Here is a 16312-nt window from a genome sequence, read left to right as displayed (position 1 = left end):
CTGTTGGGAGCTGTGCCGTGCGCTCGTGCTCAGATGGTCGCGCCGTCGAGTTCGGCGATCATCTTCTGCATCTCCGCACCGCCCGCCATCATGTCGAGCACTTCGTTCTTGCTGATCGTGTCTTTCGTGTAGGTTCCGAGCGAGCGACCGCGATTGAGCAGCGTGAACGAGTCGCCGATGGGGTAGGCGTGGTGCACGTTGTGGGTGATGAAGATCACCGAAATGCCCTTTGCGCGTGCGGCGTGAATCAGCTTGAGCACATTGAAGCTCTGTTTCACGCCGAGCGCGGCGGTCGGCTCGTCGAGAATCAGCACGCGTGCGCCGAAGTGAATGGCGCGTGCGATCGCGAGACACTGCTTCTCGCCGCCCGACATCGTGCCGATGGCCTGATGCGGGTCGCGCACGTTGATGCCCATTCCGGCGAGGCGGTCCTTCGCGATCGCGGCGCTCGAATCGAGATCCATCACGTTGATGAAGCCGAACAGCTTCTTTTGCGGCTCGCGGCCCATGAAGAAGTTGCGCGCGACCGAAAGCAGCGGCACTAGCGCGAGATCCTGGTAGACGGTGGCGATGCCGAGATCGAGCGCGTCTTTCGGCGAATCGAACATCACGGGTTTGCCGTCCACGAAGTACTGGCCGGAGGTCGGCTGGTGCACGCCGGCGAGTGTCTTGATGAGCGTGGACTTGCCCGCGCCGTTGTCGCCGAGCAGGCAGTGCACCTCGCCGCGTTTCAAGCGCAATGTGACGCCGTTCAGTGCGATGACCTTGCCGAAGTACTTGCTGACATTCTCGAGCGCGAGAATCGTGTCGCCGTCTGCGGTGTTTTGAGTGTCGGACATTTGAGCCTCCGGCTTACGATTGCGCGACGCGGCGGCGCACATAGTGATTGAAGAGCACGGCAATGAGCAGCATCACGCCGAGGAACACGCGGAACCAGTCCGAATCGATGTTCGTGTAAGTGATGCCGATCTGCACGACGCCGAAGATGAGTGCGCCGAATGCCGCGCCGATCACCGAGCCGTAGCCGCCCGTGAGCAGCGTGCCGCCGATCACCGCGGCGATGATCGCTTCGAATTCTTTCTGCAGCCCGCGGTCGGCAGCGGCCGAACCGATGTCGCACACCTGCAGCACGGCGAACAGGCACGAGCAGAACGCGGTGAGCATGAAGAGCGAAATCTTCACGCGCTTCACGGGCACGCCCACGTTCTTCGCGGCGTTGGCGTCGCCGCCCACGGCGAGAATCCAGTTGCCGTAGCGCGTCTTGGCGAGCACGAATGCGCCGATCGCCACGAGCGCGAACCACCAGAGAATCACCTTGGGCACGCCGGGCACGAGCGGCTGACCGTTTTCGAGCATCCTGCCGATGCCGATATGCGCAAGCGCGACGAACAGGCCCTTGAACGCCGTGCCATGAAAAAGCAGGTTGGTCACGAAGTCGGCTTTGGCCACATCGCCCACGCCCGAGACGATCGTGCGGTCGGCGAACATGATCGAGAGCGCAAGCGTGAGGCCGCGCAGGATGAAGAGGAACGCGAGCGTGACGATGAACGAAGGCAGCCGCGTGCGCATCACGAGGTAGCCGTTGAGCGCGCCGAGCGCGGTGCAGCCCACGAACGCGAACAGAATGGAAAGCGCGATGGGCCAGTGGAAGTACATCGTGGGGATCGCCACCATCATGCCGGCGAAGCCGATCATCGAGCCGATGGAGAGGTCGAACTCGCCGGCGATCATCAGCAGGCACGCGCCGACGCTCAGGATACCGAGGTAGGCGGCGACCTGGGACCAGTTCATCACGCCGTCGAGATCGAACATGCCCGAGCCGCCCGCGCCGATCGCGAAGACGGCGAAGACCAGCACGGTGCCGGAAATCGCGGCGAATTCGGGGCGGCCGAGCAGATGGCCGAACCACGATTCGCGGCGCACGCGTTCGTCGCTGGCGCCTGGCTGCGGCGCGGGCGCGTCTTGCGCGCCGTCTTCCTGAGCGTGCGAGGGGAAGTGTTTGCCGGCTACACCCATGATGTCTCCTGTATCGACCAGAGTTGGTGCTTTAGCGCCTTACGCTGGTCTCGTGCAAGGCGATCGGCCGTGGCAGACGCATTCGCGTCTGCGTTGGCTCAAATACCCGAGCGCATTCCCCACAAGCGACTGCCTTGCAGTAGAAGCAACACGGTGAATGGCGCGCGGCGAGGCTGGCGAGAGGCGATGGGCATCGGAAGATGCTAGCCACCGCCGCGCGTGGCTGACAAAAAATGCTTAGCGATACTGACCTGCGTACTTCACGACCTTGTCGAGATTCTCCTTGGTGATGAAGCCCGGACCCGAGCGGATGTTCTTCGGACCGTACGAGGGCTGCAGGCCATAGGTTTCGAGGCGCTGCTTGAACTTCGGATTCGCTTCGAGGATCTGGCGGATCTTCTGCGGGTCCGTGGTGTGCTCCTTCTTCACGATCGCGAGAACGGCCACGGGGATGTAGCCCTGCAGGTACGGCTGCTGGTCGATCGCGAACTGGATGGTGCCTGCGCGGATCGCCTTGGCAATGTCATCCGAGAAGTCGAACGTGCAGAAGTAGATCTTGCCCGCGAGGCCCATCTGGTCGATCGCCTTGAGCGTGGCGGCCGCCGGCACCGGGCCGAGCGTGAGGATCGCGCCCGTGTTCGGATGGTTGCGCAGATACGCGCTCACCTTCGACTGGATTTCCGTCGGGTCCTGGCCGGAGTCGATTGTCGAGCTCTTGTAGTCCACGCCGAGCGCATCGGCAAATCCGCGGCAGCGTTCGAACGACACGGCGTTGGTCGCGAAGTGATTCACGCACAGGAACGACTTCACGCCCGCGGCCTTGGCCTTTTCGCCGGCTGCGTGGCCCGCCACGTATTCGGGCTGACCCACGTGCATGATCGCGCCGAGCTTCTCGCTCTGTTCCTCGGTGCCCGAGTTGATCGTCACGAGCGGAATCTTCTTTTGCGTGACCTTGCCGATCGAGCTCTTGAGCACGTCGTAGTCGGCGATGGTCACGATCACGCCGTCGTAGTTACGCGCGGCGGCCTGTTCGATCAGGCGCGACATGTCGGCGATGTCGCCGTTGGGTGGATTGCGGTAGTCGGTCTCGACGTTCCAGTCTTCGTCGGCCTGCTTGATGGCGTTCTTGATCGTGTTCCACCACGAGTCGGAATCGGGCGCGTGGCTGATCAGCACGAAATGGCCGTCGGCGGCTTGCGCCGTTTGCGCGCTGAGCACGCTCGCACCTGTGACGCCCGCTGCCAGCGCGAGCACTGCGGCCAACCTCCGGAGCATGGTCTTGCCCTTGCGTTGAGTCATTGTCTCCACCTTTCTCGGTCTGTCGTTCGTTCTTGGGGTGAATGCCGCAGCCGCGCTTTTGACATGCCGCTTGTTACCTGCACCAGCTGCCGCGCTCATCGACAAGAGTAGGACATCGCCTCGCGACTTGCAACGAAAATTTCATTGCAAATAAAAATGGAAAATCTGTTCCATTCGCGTGACGCGCTGCCTATAATCGGCTCCGTCGGCATGCCGTGGAATCGAAGCCTGGTAAGGCTTTGCGGCAGTGCGGCAACCAGCCGAGGAAAACAATCATGGCGGATGACACAACCGACGCCGTAGCAGGCGTAGACGAATTGATGCAGCGCATCGCCCACGATTACGAGGCGCTGCCGCGTCAGCTGAAAAGCATCGCGACCTACATCGAGCAGCACCGCGCGAGCGTGATGATGGACCGTACGAGCGACATTGCCGCGAGCTGCGGCGTGCATCCTTCGGCGGTGGTGCGCTTTGCGCAGCGCTTCGGCTTCTCGGGCTTCTCCGACCTCCAGGCCGTGTTCCGTCAGGCCTATGCGGGGCAAGGCGCCTCGGCCACGAGCTATCAGCAGCGCATTCGCCAACTGATCGACGCCAAGGAAGGCGAAGCGAGCCCGGACATGGGCGGCGCCGTGGCACGCGAGTTCATCGGCGCGTGCCGCAGCGGGCTCGACGAACTCGAAGCCGGCCTGGACGGCGCGCAGTTCGACGAAGCCGTGAAGATGCTCGAGCAGGCGGACAACATCTACGTGATCGGCGTGCGCCGCTCGTTTCCGGTGGCGAGCTACATCGTCTATGCCTTGCAGCACACGCGCAAGCGCGTGCACCTCGTCTCGGGGCTCGGCGGCATGTACCACGAACAGATTCGCGGCGTGAAGAAGGGCGACGTGGTGATCGCCATCAGCTTCGCACCCTACGGCAAAGAAACGCAGTACTGCCTGCGCGTGGCGCAGCAGCACCACGCCAGGACGCTCGTCATCACCGACAGCCAGCTTTCGCCGCTCGCGCGCCACGCGAACGCGCAGCTCTATGTGAAGGAAGGGAGCGCGTTCGCGTTCCGCTCGCTCACCAGCACCTTCTGCCTGTGCCAGGCGCTCTTCATTGCGCTTGCGTACCGGCTCGAACTCAACGTGGAAGAATCGACCGACACCGGAGGATACGATGACTAGTGCAGCAAGCGGCGCAGCGACAACGGTGGATGTGGCGGTATTCGGCGCGGGGCGCATTGGCCGCATTCATGCGGGCAATCTCGCGCGCCAGCCGGGCGTGCGTCTGAAGTACGTGATCGATGTCAATCGCGAAGCCGCCGCCGCGCTCGCCGCACAGCACGGCGCGCAGGTCGTGGATGTGGACGCCGCGTTCGGCGACGCTTCGATCGGCGCCACGGTAATTTGCTCGAGCACCGATACGCACTCCGAACTGATCCTCAAGTCGGCGGCAGCGGGCAAGCATATCTTCTGCGAAAAGCCCGTCGATCTGACCATCGAGCGCGCGCGCGCCTGCGCAGAAGCCGTTCAGCGCGCGGGCGTCGTGGCCATGATCGGCTTCCAGCGCCGCTACGATCCCACGTTCGCCGCGCTCAAGACGCGCCTCGATGCAGGCGAGATCGGCACGCCGGAAATGCTGATCGTCACGAGCCGCGACCCGGGCGCGCCGCCCGTCGAATACATCAAGCACTCGGGCGGCATCTTCAAGGACATGCTGATCCACGACTTCGACATCTTCCGCTGGATCCTCGACGACGAGGCGGTGAGCGTGCATGCCACAGGCAGCTGCCTGTCCGACCCGGCGATTGCCGACGCGGGCGACATCGATTCGACGGCGGTGACGATTCGCACGAAGCGCGGGCGTCTTTGCCAGATCAACACGGCGCGGCGCGCGGCCTATGGTTACGACCAGCGCTTCGAGGTGCTCGGCAGCGAGGGCATGCTGCAGGCGGGCAACATGAAGCCGACCGAGGTGGTCGCGTGGTCGAAGACCGCTGTCGCGCAGGACGTGCCCGAGGCGTTCTTCCTCGAACGCTATCGCGCGGCCTATGCGCGCGAAATGGCGCACTTTCACGAAGCCGTGACGCAGGGCGTGCCGGTGCGCACCTCGGTCGCCGACGGCCTGAAAGCGCTGGAGTTGGCCGAAGCTGCCTCGCTGTCGTGGCGCGAGGGCCGTGTCGTGACGCTGGGCGATTGAAGCGAGCGCAGATCAAGCGAGGAGAGCAAGGATGCAGGCAATCGATCGTGCCCAGCCGTTGCGCGTGGGCGTGGCGGGACTTGGGCGGTTGGGGCGGCGGCACGCGCAGAACCTGGCGTATCGCGTGCCGGGTGCAACGCTCGCGGCCGCGTGCAGTCCGCTGGAAGCGGATCTCGCGTGGGCGCGCGAGGCGCTGCCCGCCGCGCGGCTGTATGGCGAGTACGCCGATTTGCTGGCCGATCAAGCGGTCGATGCGGTGTGGCTCGTCACGCCTTCGGCATTGCACGCCGAGCAGATCGTGCAGGCGCTCGAAGCGGGCAAGCACGTGTTCTGCGAGAAGCCGCTCTCGCTCGACGTGGCCGAATGCGAGCGGGTGGTGAACGTGTCGCGTCGTCATGCCGACCGGCAGGTGACCATCGGCTTCATGCGCCGCTTCGATCCAAGTTATCAGGATGCCTACGCAAGCGTGCAGGCGGGGGCGATCGGCAAGCCTTTTCTGGTGCGCTCGCAGACCTGCGATCTGAACGATCCCGAAGGCTTTTTCGTGCGCTTCGCGCCGACTTCGGGCGGCATTTTCCTCGACTGCACGGTCCACGACATCGACGTTGCGCGCTGGCTGCTCGGCAAGCCGCGCGCCACACGCGTGTACGCCGCAGGCGCAATCGCGCTGCACGAAGGGCTGCGCGAATCGGGCGACGTGGACAACGGCGTGGCGATCTGCGAGTTCGAGGGCGGCCGTCTCGCGATGTTTTACGCCTCGCGCACGATGGCGCACGGCAACGACACGTCGAGCGAGGTGATCGGCACGGCGGGCGCGCTCGCGATCGGCCGCATCCCGCGCGCGAATCGCGTCGACGTCTACGATGCGACCGGCGTGCGCAGCGTTTGCACGCCCACGTTCTTCGACCGTTTCGAAGAGGCGTTCCTGATCGAAGCGCAGGCGTTCGTCGCCGAAGTCGCGGCACGCAAGGCAGGGCGGACGCAGGCGGGGAGCCTTGGCGCGACGCTCGAAGACGCGCTGGAAGCCACCCGCATCGGCCAGGCGCTGCGCGAATCGCTGCATACGGGGGCGGCGGTCACCCTGTGAGCCGTGCCGTGATCGGGACGCAAGCGGCGGCTGGCGTGGCTGCGGTAAAATCGACGCTATTGCCAGCGCCGTCTCACGCCGTGACGGTGCGCCACCGAAGGATCCAACCCCGATGCAGATTCAGGTTCACAAGGAAGTGGATGCACGCGGGCTGAACTGCCCGCTGCCGATCCTGCGCGCCAAGAAGGCGCTCGCCGACATGGAAAGCGGCCAGATCCTCAAGGTCCTCGCGACCGATCCCGGCTCGCAGCGCGATTTCGCCGCCTTCGCCAAGCAAACCGGCAACGAGATCGTGGAAAGCTCGCAGCAGGACAAGACGTTCGTGTTCCTGATGCGCCGGCGCTAGGCGCATCGGCAGATAAAAAAATGGCCCGCATGAGAATGCGGGCCATTTTCATTTGTGCCGCGCGGAAGATCTCAACCGGGGGCGCCTTAGCCTTCCAGCACCGGTTTGCGCGTACGCAGATACTCGTCGAAATCCGCGCCGACTTCCGGGTGACGCAGCGCGAACTCGACCGTCGCCTTCAGGTAGCCGAGCTTGCTGCCGCAGTCGAAGCGAGTGCCGTGGTACTTGTAGGCGAGCACCTGCTCGTCGGCGAGCAGCGACTGGATCGCGTCGGTGAGCTGCAGCTCGCCGCCCGCGCCCGGCTTGATCGACTTCAGATGCTCGAAAATGCGCGGTTTGAGCACGTAGCGGCCGACCACGCCGAGGTTCGACGGTGCGACTTCCGGCGCCGGCTTCTCGACGATGCCCGAGAGCTTGACGATCGAGTCTTCCCACTCCTTGCCGTCGACGATGCCGTACGAGCGCGTTTCCGAGGCCGGAATCTCTTCCACGCCGAGCACCGAGCTATGGTAGTGGTCGAACACCTCGACCATCTGCTGCATGACGGGCGGCGTGCCGTAGAGCAAGTCGTCCGCGAGAATCACGGCGAACGGGTTGTCGCCCACGAGCTTTTCCGCGCACAGCACGGCGTGGCCAAGGCCGAGCGCCTCGGGCTGACGCACGTAGAAGCAGTCGACGTTGTTCGGCTTGATGTTGCGCACCAGTTCGAGCAGCTTGGCTTTGCCGCGCGCTTCGAGTTCGGCCTCGATCTCATACGACTTGTCGAAATGGTCCTCGATCGCGCGCTTGCTGCGCCCGGTCACGAAGATCATTTCAGTGATGCCCGCAGCCACGGCTTCTTCGACCGCGTACTGGATGAGCGGCTTGTCGACCACGGGCAGCATTTCCTTCGGGCTGGCTTTCGTGGCCGGAAGGAAGCGCGTGCCGAGGCCCGCTACCGGGAATACCGCTTTTGTCACTTTCAGCATGTCTTTGTCCCTGTCCTGGTGCTCGTGTGACGCCGCGGGTGCGGCGCGACGCGTTACAGCCTTTGGCCGATATGGCGCTCAGGCCGGCAACCGCGTGAGTTGCGCGGTCAGCTTGTCCAGCGTTGCCTGGTATTCTGCCAGTCTTTTCTGCTCCTGCTCAACGACTGCGGGCGGTGCTTTCGCTACAAAACTCTCGTTTCCGAGCTTGGCCGTGCACTTCGTTACCTCGTTGCCGAGGCGGGCGATTTCCTTCGACAGGCGTTCGCGTTCGGCGGCGACGTCGATCTCCACCTTCAGCACGAGTTTGTCCGTCCCTACGATAGCAACTGGCGCGCCTGCCGAGGCCGCGTCGAGCGTTGCTTCGTCGGCGATGATCTGGACCTCCGAAAGCTTTGCAAGCGCCTGCGCATAGGGCGCGAACGTCGCGAGCCGCTCGGCGTTGCCCGTGGCGAGCAGCGGCACCTTCGTGGCGGGCGAGAGGCCCATTTCGCCACGCAGATTGCGGCACGCGTCGATCACGGCCTTCAGGTCGGCGGCCCACTGTTCCGCGGCTTCGTCGATCTTCTTTGCTTCTGCCACCGGGTAACGCTGCACCATGATCGATGCTGCGCCTTCGGCGGCACCCTCGGGGTACGCGTCGGTGAGCGGCGCCACCTTCTGCCACAGCGCTTCGGTGATGAACGGAATCACCGGGTGCGCGAGGCGCAGCACCGTTTCCAGCACGCGCAGCAGCGTGCGGCGCGTGGCGCGCTGCTGCTCGGGCGTACCCGTCTGGATCTGCACCTTGGCCAGTTCCAGGTACCAGTCACAGTATTCGTCCCAGACGAACTTGTATATGGCGTTGGCCACGTTGTCGAAGCGATAGTCCGCGAAGCCCTTCGCGACTTCGGCTTCCACGCGTTGCAGGAGCGAGACGATCCAGCGATCGGCCTGCGAGAAGTCCGTGTAGCCGCCGGGGCCGCAATCGCCCGGCTGGCATGCGCCCGGCTTGCTGAAACCGCAGTCGTGGCCTTCGCAGTTCATCAGCACGAAGCGCGTGGCGTTCCAGAGCTTGTTGCAGAAGTTGCGATAGCCTTCGCAGCGCGCGAGGTCGAAGTTCACGTTGCGGCCGAGCGTGGCCATGGAAGCCATCGTGAAGCGCAGCGCGTCGGTGCCGAACGCGGGAATGCCCTCCGGGAACTCCTTGCGCGTCTTCTTTTCGATGGTCGCGGCCTGCTTGGGATTCATGAGGCCGGTGGTGCGCTTGGCGACCAGCGCTTCGAGGTCGATGCCATCGACGATATCGATCGGGTCGAGCGTGTTGCCCTTGCTCTTCGACATCTTCTGGCCTTCGGCGTCGCGCACGAGGCCGTGCACGTACACCGTGTCGAACGGCACCTTGCCGGTGAAGTGCGTGGTCATCATGACCATGCGCGCTACCCAGAAGAAGATGATGTCGAAGCCCGTGACCAGCACGGAAGAGGGCAGGAAGGCCTTCAGTTCGGGCGTCTCCGCAGGCCAGCCGAGCGACGAGAACGGCACGAGCGCCGACGAGAACCACGTGTCGAGCACGTCTTCGTCGCGCTTCAGTGCGCCCGTGTAGCCCTTTGCTTCAGCCTGCGCGCGCGCCTCTTCCTCGCTCTTCGCGACGAAGATCTCGCCGTTCTCGCCGTACCACGCCGGGATCTGGTGGCCCCACCAGAGCTGGCGCGAGATGCACCAGTCCTGGATGTTCTCGAGCCACTGGTAGTAGGTCGTGGTCCAGTTTTCCGGCACGAACTTGATCTGGCCGCTGCGCACCACGTCGAGCGAAGTTTCGGTGATCGACTTGCCGGGATTGAAGGTGCCCTCGGGCGCGGGCTTCGTCATTGCCACGAACCATTGGTCCGTGAGCATCGGCTCGATCACCACGCCCGTGCGGTCGCCGCGCGGCACCATCAGCTTGTGCGGCTGGACCGAGTCGAGCAGGCCGAGTGCCTCGAAGTCGGCCACGACCTGCTTGCGCGCCTCGAAACGGTCGAGGCCGCGGTATTTGGCGGGCGCGTTGTCGTTGACCTTCGCGTCGAGCGTGAGAATCTCGATCATCGGCAGACCGTGGCGCAGGCCCACCTGGTAGTCGTTGAAGTCGTGCGCGGGCGTGACCTTCACGACGCCCGTGCCGAACTCGCGGTCCACGTATTCGTCGGCGATGATGGGGATCTCGCGATCGGCCAGCGGCAGCGTCACGGTCTTGCCGATCAGGTGCGCGTAGCGCTCGTCTTCCGGATGGACCATCACGGCCGTGTCGCCGAGCATGGTTTCCGGGCGCGTGGTCGCAACCGTGAGGTGGCCCGAACCGTCCGTGAGCGGATAGCGCAGGTGCCACAGGTTGCCGTTTTCCTCTTCGCTCACGACTTCGAGGTCCGAAACGGCGGTGCCCAGCACCGGGTCCCAGTTCACGAGGCGCTTGCCGCGGTAGATCAGGCCCTGTTCATAGAGGCGCACGAACACGTCGCGCACGGCGGTCGACATCTTGTCGTCCATCGTGAAGTACTCGCGCGACCAGTCGATCGACGCCCCCAGGCGCCGCACCTGGCCCGTGATGGTCGAACCCGACTGCTGCTTCCATTCCCACACGCGCTCGACGAACTTCTCGCGGCCCAGGTCGTGGCGCGAAATCTTCTGCGCGTCGAGCTGGCGCTCGACCACGATCTGCGTGGCGATGCCCGCGTGGTCCGTACCCGGCACCCACAGCGTGTTGTCGCCGAGCATGCGGTGGTAGCGCGTGAGGCCGTCCATGATCGTCTGGTTGAACGCGTGCCCCATGTGCAGCGTGCCGGTGACGTTGGGCGGCGGCAACTGGATCGAGAAATTGTTGCGGCCGGGCTCGAAGGTCGCGGCGGCGTAGCCTCGACGCTCCCATTCGGGGCCCCATTGGGCCTCGATCGTCTGGGGCTCGAAGCTTTTCGCTAGCGTGCTGTCGCTCATGGGTGGAATCTGCCGAAAAAAGGATGCGGAAACCTTCGATTATAAGGGGAAGTCCTGCCGGAGCCGACGCGCCAGCCGGGCTGGGGCACTGGGCGGACCATGGTGCGGGCCGTCGTGCGGGCGTTCTGCGCGCGAGGCGTGCCGCTTGGGTCACCCAAGCCGCAGCGTGCGTGCGCACTTATAATGGCGGTCTGCCATTCAACGACGGCGCGCCTGTGCCGCGCGCCACGTCCCCGGGGTCCCGCCCTGGGGTCACGCTCCTTTTCAGCCCATGCCCGAACTGCTCGCGAACCTGAACCCCGAACAACTCGCCGCCGTCACGTTGCCCAACGAACCGGCGCTCATTCTGGCCGGGGCCGGCAGCGGCAAGACGCGCGTGCTGATCACGCGCATTGCGTGGCTGATCCAGCAGGGCATGGCCTCGCCCTCGACCATCCTGGCCGTGACCTTCACGAACAAGGCCGCGCGCGAAATGGTCGGGCGCCTCCAGGCGCTTTTGCCCATCGACACGCGCGGCATGTGGATCGGCACGTTCCACGGCCTGTGCAACCGCATGCTGCGCGCGCATTTCCGCGACGCCGGTCTGCCGCAGACCTTCCAGATCCTCGACACCGCAGATCAGCTTTCGGCCATCAAGCGTCTGATGAAGGGCCTGAACGTCGACGACGAGAAGTACCCGCCCAAGAACCTGCAGTATTTCATCAACAACGCGAAGGAGCAGGGCCTGCGTCCGAAAGACGTGGATGTAAGCGACGATTTCAACCGCAAGTTCGTCGAACTCTACGAAGCGTACGACCAGCAGTGCCAGCGCGAAGGCGTGGTCGATTTCGCGGAGCTGCTGCTGCGCTGCTACGAACTGCTCGCGTACAACCCGCCGCTGCGCGCGCACTATCAGAGTCGCTTTCGCGACATTCTGGTGGACGAGTTCCAGGACACCAACAAGCTTCAGTACGCGTGGCTCAAGCTGCTCGCGGGGCCGGGCAATGCGATCTTCGCGGTGGGCGACGACGACCAGTCGATCTACGCGTTCCGCGGCGCGAACGTCGGCAACATGCGCGACTTCGAGAACGAGTTCCGCGTGAAGCACATGATCAAGCTGGAGCAGAACTACCGTTCGCACGGCCATATTCTCGATGCGGCCAACTATCTGATCGCGCATAACTCGCGGCGTCTGGGCAAGAACCTGCGCACCGATGCGGGCCACGGCGAGCCGGTGCGCGTGTACGAGGCGGCCACCGACTCGCAGGAAGCCGGCTGGATCGTCGAGGAGATTCGCGCGCTCATCAACCAGGGGCTCGCGCGCAACGAGATCGCCATCCTCTATCGCAGCAACGCGCAGTCGCGCACGATCGAGCACACGCTCGTGAACGCGGGCGTGCCGTACAAGGTGTATGGCGGCTTGCGCTTCTTCGAGCGCCAGGAAGTGAAGCATGCGCTCGCGTATCTGCGTCTGATCGACAATCCGAACGACGACACGGCGTTCGCGCGTGTCGTGAATTTCCCCACGCGCGGCATTGGCGCGCGCTCGATCGAGCAGCTGGCGGATGCCGCGCGCCTCTACAACTGCTCGATGGCCGCGGCCATTCCGTACGTCACGGGCAAGGCGGGCTCGAGCCTGGGTTCGTTCGCCAATCTGGTCGCGAAGATGCGCGCCGAAACCGCGCAGATGAGCCTGCCGGAAACGGTCGAGTACACGGTGCGCATGAGCGGTCTCGCCGAGTTTTATCAGAACGAGCGTGAAGGTCAGGATCGCCTCGAGAACTTGCAGGAACTCGTGACCGCGGCCACGGCGTTCGTGAGCGAAGAGGGCTATGGCCTCGACACGCCCGCGCGCTCGATCCCGCTGCGCCCGGGTGCGAGCGCGGTGCCCGAGATCGTCTCGCAGGACGGCGAGATCGAAGTGCTCGATGCGCCCACGATCACCGACCCCGCGCAGAACCCCGACGTCATGACGCCGCTCGCGGGCTTCCTCTCGCACGCGTCGCTCGAAGCCGGCGACAACCAGGCGCAGGCAGGCCAGGACGCCGTGCAGTTGATGACGGTGCACGCGGCGAAGGGCCTCGAATTCACGGCGGTCTTCATCACCGGTCTCGAAGAGGGCTTGTTCCCGCACGAGAACAGCGCGATGGAAGCCGACGGCCTCGAAGAAGAGCGCCGCCTGATGTACGTGGCGATCACGCGTGCGAAGGAGCGGCTCTATATCTCGTTCGCGCAGAGCCGCTTGTTGCACGGCCAGACGCGCTACAACGTGCGTTCGCGCTTTTTCGACGAGCTGCCGCAGGAATCGCTCAAGTGGCTCACGCCCAAGGTCGAGGCCGGTTCGCGCTGGGGCGGGCGTTCCGACAACGCCGGCTGGGGCCGCGACTGGTTCGCGCGTCCGGGCGGCGGCAGTGGCGGCAGCAGCGAAGGCGGCCGTCGCGAGCGCGACGCCTATATCGCCGACAAGAGCCCGGCGCCCGCGTTCGCCAACGAGCAGCGCGCCGCCGAGACGGGCTTCCGTGTGGGCCAGGGCGTGTTCCACACGAAGTTCGGCGAAGGCACGATCACGGCGCTCGAAGGCAGCGGCACCGACGCCAAGGCGCAGGTGCGCTTCAAGCGTCACGGCGAGAAATGGCTCGCGCTGGCCGTGGCCAAGCTGCAGCCGGTGGAGTGAGCGCGCGCAAGCCTCAAACGACTCAGACGGAAATCATTCGAAGATGAACCTCTCGACTCACGCGGGCGGCAGTGCCGCCCGTCCGCTCGGCGTGCTCGCCGCGCTGCCCCAGGAACTCGGCGATCTGATCGCGGCCATGCAGGCCGAATCGGGGGTCGTCACGCGCACGTTCGGCCGGCGTGACTATCACCTCGGCACCGTGCACGGCGCGCCGTGCGTGGTGACGCTCGCGCGCGTCGGCAAGGTGGCGGCGGCCGCCACGGCCAGCGCGCTGATCCATGCGTTCGATGTGGAAGCGATCGTCTTTACGGGCGTGGCCGGCGGCGTGGGTTCGGGCGTCCACGTGGGCGACGTGGTGGTGGGCGAAACGCTGCTCCAGCACGACATGAACGCCGAGCCGCTGTTTCCGCGTCACGAAATCCCGCTGCTCGCGCGCTCGCGTTTCGATGCCGACCACGCGTTGGCTCAGGCGCTCGCCGCCGCATGCGAGCGTTTCATCGCGGAGGAGGGGCCGGAGTTGACGGCGCGCTTCAAGGCCGCGCTGCCGCGCCTCGAAACCGCGTTGCCGCAGGTGCATCGCGGGCTCGTGATCAGCGGTGACCAGTTCGTGGCGAGCGCCGCGGCCGTGGGCGCGCTGCGCGCGCTGTTGCCCGATGCGCTCGCCGTCGAGATGGAAGGTGCCGCGATCGCCCAGGTCTGCCACGAGTACGACGTGCCGTGCGCGATCGTGCGTACGATCTCCGATACCGCCGACGAGCACGCGAGCACCTCGTTCTCGAGCTTCCTCGCCGATATCGCGGGCACGTACTCGACGGGCATCCTCAAGCGCTTCCTGGCCGCTTACCGCCCGCTCGCACGTTGAGCGTACGCACGCGCAGGCCTCAGCTTTCGCCTGCGCTCACCGCCTCGCGAATCGACTGCAGCGCCGAGGCATCCTCGATGGTCGGCAGATCGCCCGGGTCGCGCCCTTCGGCGAGCGCCGCGATCGCGCGGCGCAATAGCTTGCCGGAGCGCGTCTTGGGCAGCATCGGCACGAAGTGCACGCGCGCGGGCCGGCCGATCGCGCCGAGCTGGCGGTCCACCGTCGCGGCGAGCGAAGCCGCGAGCTTCTGTGCATCGGCGGGATTCGCTGCCGCATTCGCGTCGCGCAGCACGACGAACGCCAGCGCCGCCTGACCCTTCACCGCGTCGTTCATCCCCACCACGGCCACTTCCGCGACGGCCGCGTGCGACGAGATCGCCTCTTCGATCTCGCGCGTGCCGAGACGATGGCCCGCCACATTGATCACGTCGTCGGTGCGGCCGAGGATCGTCACGTAACCGTCGCTGTCCTGCACGCCCCAGTCGAAGGTCGAATACACCTGCTGGCCCGGCACGCTTTCCCAGTACGTGTTCACGAAGCGCGCGTCGTCGCCCCACACGGTCTGCATACAGCCTGGCGGCAACGGGTAGCCGAGCGTGATCACGCCTTTCTCGCCTTGTGCGCAGGGCTCGCCCGTATGTTCGTTGCGCAGCACGAGGTCGTAGCCGTAGCAGGGCACGCCCGGCGAGCCGAGCTTTTGCGGCAGCGGATCGACGCCGCGCTGGATCGCCAGCATCGGCCAGCCGGTCTCGGTCTGCCAGTAGTTGTCGACGACGGGTTTGGCGAGTGCATCCGAGATCCATTCGGCCGTGGGCTCGTCGAGCGGTTCGCCCGCGAGAAAGAGCGTGCGCAGGCTCGACAGATCGGCGCAGTGCAGCAGCGCCGGGTCCTGCTTCTTGAGCACGCGAATGGCCGTCGGCGCCGTGAACATCAGGTTGATGCGGTGCTGCTCGACGAGGCGCCACCAGATGCCGCCATCGGGGCGCACCGGCGTGCCTTCGTACATCACCGTGGTCATGCCCGCGAGCAGCGGCGCGTAGATGATGTAGCTATGGCCCACCACCCAGCCGATGTCCGACGCCGTGAACATGGTGTCGCCGGCGTGTCCTTCGAAGATGTATTCCATCGATGCGGCGAGCGCCACCGCGTAGCCGCCCACGTCGCGCTGCACGCCCTTGGGCTTGCCCGTCGTGCCCGAGGTGTAGAGGATGTACGAAGGCTCGTTCGATTCGAGCCATTCGCAGGGAATCTGCACATCGTAGTGTTGCTCGCGCAGCGGCTCGTAGTCGACGAGATACGGCGCGTTCAGCCGCTCGGGCGCGAGCTGGCGGTCGATCAGCAGCACCTTGGGCGGCGGGTATTCGGCGCGCGCCATGGCTTCGTCCACGAGTGGCGTGTAGTCGATCACCTTGCCGCCGCGCGCCCCGGCGTCGGCGCTCACGAGCAGCACGGGCTTCGCGTCGTCGATGCGCGCGGCGAGGCTCGGCGCGGCGAATCCGCCGAACACCACCGAGTGGATCGCGCCCAGGCGCGCGCAGGCGAGCATGGCAAAGACGGCCTCGGGAATCATCGGCAGATAGATCAGCACGCGCTCGCCGCGCGCGACGCCGAGCGAGCGCATCACGGCGGCCATGCGGTTCACTTCGGCGTGCAGGTCGGCGTAGGTGTAGCGCCGCTCGATGCCGGTCTCGGTCGAGACGTAGACGAGCGCGTTCTGGTGAGCGCGCGACGAGAGGTGACGGTCCACGGCGTTGAAGCACAGGTTCGTGCGGCCGCCGCAGAACCAGCGCGCAAACGGCGGATTGGAGCGGTCTAGCACCTGGTCGAACGGCGTCTCCCAATGGATGCGCTCGGCCTCGCGGCGCCAGAAGTCGTCGGGGTTCGCGACCGACTCGCGGTGAAAATCGCGGTAACGCATGACTACCTTCCTCCCGTGCTGATATTGCAGCCGTTG

Annotated in this window: 12 protein-coding genes; 6 read left to right on the top strand and 6 right to left on the bottom strand. The window is 65.4% G+C overall.

The window, feature by feature from the left end:
- Positions 1 to 29: 29 nt before the first annotated feature.
- From AB4Y43_RS31270 to AB4Y43_RS31260, 3 genes are all read right to left on the bottom strand, one after another.
- A complete protein-coding gene (locus AB4Y43_RS31270) occupies positions 30 to 839 on the bottom strand; it encodes an ATP-binding cassette domain-containing protein (protein ID WP_069268674.1) in 810 nt (269 codons plus the stop codon).
- A gap of 13 nt (positions 840 to 852) precedes the next feature.
- Entirely contained in the window at positions 853 to 2016 is a 1164-nt protein-coding gene (locus tag AB4Y43_RS31265) for an ABC transporter permease (RefSeq protein WP_342945963.1), read from the bottom strand.
- Positions 2017 to 2253: 237 nt separating this feature from the next.
- Positions 2254 to 3315: a sugar ABC transporter substrate-binding protein gene (locus AB4Y43_RS31260; protein ID WP_069268672.1), complete on the bottom strand. Its 1062-nt coding sequence runs from the start codon at positions 3313 to 3315 to the stop codon at positions 2254 to 2256.
- Between the two features lie 275 nt (positions 3316 to 3590).
- Between AB4Y43_RS31260 and AB4Y43_RS31255 the strand changes: the two genes are divergently transcribed.
- The 4 genes from AB4Y43_RS31255 (at position 3591) to AB4Y43_RS31240 (ending at position 6929) form a co-directional block, all read left to right on the top strand.
- Positions 3591 to 4481 (top strand): MurR/RpiR family transcriptional regulator, encoded by an 891-nt coding sequence (locus tag AB4Y43_RS31255; RefSeq protein ID WP_069268671.1) that lies wholly within the window; start codon positions 3591 to 3593, stop codon positions 4479 to 4481.
- The gene (gene iolG, locus AB4Y43_RS31250; protein ID WP_368729551.1) at positions 4474 to 5496 is read left to right on the top strand and encodes an inositol 2-dehydrogenase; all 1023 of its coding nucleotides are present in this window, start codon (positions 4474 to 4476) and stop codon (positions 5494 to 5496) included. The genes AB4Y43_RS31255 and iolG overlap by 8 nt, the downstream gene beginning before the upstream one ends.
- Positions 5497 to 5527: 31 nt before the next feature.
- Positions 5528 to 6583: a Gfo/Idh/MocA family oxidoreductase gene (locus tag AB4Y43_RS31245; RefSeq protein ID WP_368686301.1), complete on the top strand. Its 1056-nt coding sequence runs from the start codon at positions 5528 to 5530 to the stop codon at positions 6581 to 6583.
- 118 nt (positions 6584 to 6701) lie between these two features.
- Positions 6702 to 6929: a sulfurtransferase TusA family protein gene (locus AB4Y43_RS31240; protein WP_028208042.1), complete on the top strand. Its 228-nt coding sequence runs from the start codon at positions 6702 to 6704 to the stop codon at positions 6927 to 6929.
- 86 nt (positions 6930 to 7015) lie between these two features.
- Here the strand turns inward: AB4Y43_RS31240 and galU are convergent, their stop codons facing one another.
- Together galU and AB4Y43_RS31230 are read right to left on the bottom strand one after the other, a co-directional pair.
- Positions 7016 to 7897, bottom strand: a complete 882-nt coding sequence (gene galU, locus AB4Y43_RS31235) for a UTP--glucose-1-phosphate uridylyltransferase GalU (RefSeq protein ID WP_368617752.1) — start codon at positions 7895 to 7897, stop codon at positions 7016 to 7018.
- A 78-nt stretch (positions 7898 to 7975) separates the two neighbouring features.
- Positions 7976 to 10843, bottom strand: coding sequence for a valine--tRNA ligase (locus AB4Y43_RS31230; protein WP_342945960.1), 2868 nt, complete (start codon positions 10841 to 10843; stop codon positions 7976 to 7978).
- 271 nt (positions 10844 to 11114) lie between these two features.
- On the opposite strand from AB4Y43_RS31230, the gene AB4Y43_RS31225 reads away from it, so the two are divergent.
- Together AB4Y43_RS31225 and AB4Y43_RS31220 are read left to right on the top strand one after the other, a co-directional pair.
- Positions 11115 to 13496, top strand: a complete 2382-nt coding sequence (locus AB4Y43_RS31225; protein ID WP_069268667.1) for a UvrD-helicase domain-containing protein — start codon at positions 11115 to 11117, stop codon at positions 13494 to 13496.
- Positions 13497 to 13539: 43 nt separating this feature from the next.
- Positions 13540 to 14358: a 5'-methylthioadenosine/adenosylhomocysteine nucleosidase gene (locus AB4Y43_RS31220; RefSeq protein WP_368729550.1), complete on the top strand. Its 819-nt coding sequence runs from the start codon at positions 13540 to 13542 to the stop codon at positions 14356 to 14358.
- Between the two features lie 19 nt (positions 14359 to 14377).
- Here AB4Y43_RS31220 and AB4Y43_RS31215 read toward each other — a convergent pair whose 3' ends face one another.
- Complete coding sequence (locus AB4Y43_RS31215) at positions 14378 to 16276, bottom strand: propionate--CoA ligase (RefSeq protein ID WP_368729549.1); 1899 nt, start codon at positions 16274 to 16276, stop codon at positions 14378 to 14380.
- Between the last annotated feature and the right edge of the window lie 36 nt (positions 16277 to 16312).

Source organism: Paraburkholderia sp. BR10872, from assembly GCF_040965835.1.
In the GTDB taxonomy this organism is placed as follows: domain Bacteria; phylum Pseudomonadota; class Gammaproteobacteria; order Burkholderiales; family Burkholderiaceae; genus Paraburkholderia; species Paraburkholderia nodosa_A.
Note: the sequence above shows the minus strand (reverse complement) of the source record. Positions and strands in the feature narration are given on the sequence as shown.